At 62.1% G+C, this 1780-nt stretch carries 1 protein-coding gene; it reads right to left on the bottom strand.

Annotated elements, in window-relative coordinates; genetic code table 11:
• Positions 1 to 981 precede the first annotated feature (981 nt).
• Complete coding sequence (locus AB1460_RS37255; RefSeq protein ID WP_368967248.1) at positions 982 to 1680, bottom strand: hypothetical protein; 699 nt, start codon at positions 1678 to 1680, stop codon at positions 982 to 984.
• Positions 1681 to 1780: the final 100 nt, after the last annotated feature.

Genomic DNA, 1780 nt, shown 5'->3' with positions numbered 1-1780 from the left:
GGGCCGTCAAGCACGGACTGAAACGTGTGCAGTACCGGCCCGATCTTCTTGTCGGGTTCCTTGCCGAGACCGGGCTTGCTTGGGAAGAGCTCGGATCAACATGACTTCTCGCATTAATCATCAGTACCAGCAACGACGTCTCGCCGAAGGCAAAACCCCACGCGAAATCGTCCGCTGCCTCAAACGCTACATCGCCCGCGAGATCTACAACGCCATCCCACGCACCAGCCCACCGGTCACCGCGGCTACTTGACAACACAGGGGCGTCTGTGCCGTCCATCTTGTCCTGACGCCGATCAGTCGACCATGCGACCGCCGACCTCCGCTACGCGGCTGACACGCGCACGCTCGGTCCGGCCCTGGGCAGATGGGTCATCGACGCCGACACATTCGCGCCCACGGCGGCGCCACGGCCCCCAACGGCCCCGTGCACGCCCGATCCTCACGCAGCGCGACCAGCCGGCTGGGGCGCGGATGAACCACCGCCAGCCGACGCGCAACGCTCTTACCGCGCCCCACCCACCCCAGAACCGCAGAAAAATAACAGACCGTAACCACTGCTGGGACGGTGGTGGGCCCTCAGATCCCGGCCCAGATGGACAAAGGCGACACCCAAAACAAGATCGCCCCCAGCACGCCAACGCGAAATGCGCACACCATGCGCACACCAACCCGGTTTGATCTTGTCAAAATGATCTTTGACTTTGTAAAACCGCAGGTCAGAGCCTATTTTTCTGGAGCCGGCGAGGGGACTCGAACCCCTAGCCGCTCGATTACAAGACGGATCCCCGCGTATCGGAACATACCGGAACGTGCCGCGCCGTGCCGCAAAATCCGAGGTCCGGGCGATTTCCATGCCGGAACGTGCCGGCGGATGCCGCGCCGTGCCGCAGCATCCGCGCACCCAATGCGCACCCACGCGCCCGACAGCCCTCGACATAACAGTCATATCAGCCGATACCAGACACAGAATTATCCAGGTCACACAATGTAGCCGGTCGTGCACTGTGAAGCGTTGGCCTGGTAGGCCCGAGAACAGCGCACAGCGGGCAGATTACGCCCCCAACGCGCTTGGCAACCAGCCCTCTGGTCACCCTCCGTATCAGTGCTGGCGGTCGGAGTGTCGCGGTCCGATGCTCGTTGGCGAAGTGGGATGCGATGCCTGATTGTGATTTTCTCGGGGCCGATGAGAACGTTCTTGACGAGCAGCCGCATGACGCGTTGGCGGTCGGTGATCTCGGCGCTGTTCGCGTTCTCGCTCAGCTGTGACAGGAATCCTTCGAGGTCGGTTACGAGGGCGAGGTAAAGATCGCGGTCGGCGATCTGGCTATCGAGTGCGTCGAGTTGGCCACGGAGGTTCGCTTCGCGGGTGCGGAGTTCGGGCATTCTCGCGCGGAGCTCGTCAAGGGTGATCAGCTGTTCCTGGAAAGCCTCGATCATGCGGGTGATGGCGGTGGTGGTCTTCGTGAGCGCGAGCTCGACCTGTCCTCGCTCACGCTTGGCAGGATCCGAATCACGAGCCTGACGCAGCCGGCTGTCGATCTCGCCGCGGATCAGAGTCGGATCGCTGATCAGTTTCGTGATGTGTTCCCAGACGGTCTCGTCGAGGTAGTCGGCGCGGACCGGCTTGTTCCAGCACACACGGCCGTTCTCATACTGATGATTAATGCGAGAAGTCATGTTGATCCGAGCTCTTCCCAAGCAAGCCCGGTCTCGGCAAGGAACCCGACAAGAAGATCGGGCCGGTACTGCACACGTTTCAGTCCGTGCTTGACGGCCC

The sequence above is a fragment of the Parafrankia sp. FMc2 genome, from assembly GCF_041008525.1.
GTDB lineage: Bacteria > Actinomycetota > Actinomycetes > Frankiales > Frankiaceae > Parafrankia.
The sequence above is the reverse complement of the archived record's forward strand: the minus strand, read 5'-3'. Positions and strand labels throughout refer to the sequence as shown.

What these genes read in the sequence shown, in the direction of transcription:
- AB1460_RS37255 (WP_368967248.1), bottom strand. Translation starts at nt 1,680, where the DNA reads ATGACTTCTCGCATTAATCATCAGTATGAGAACGGCCGTGTGTGCTGG.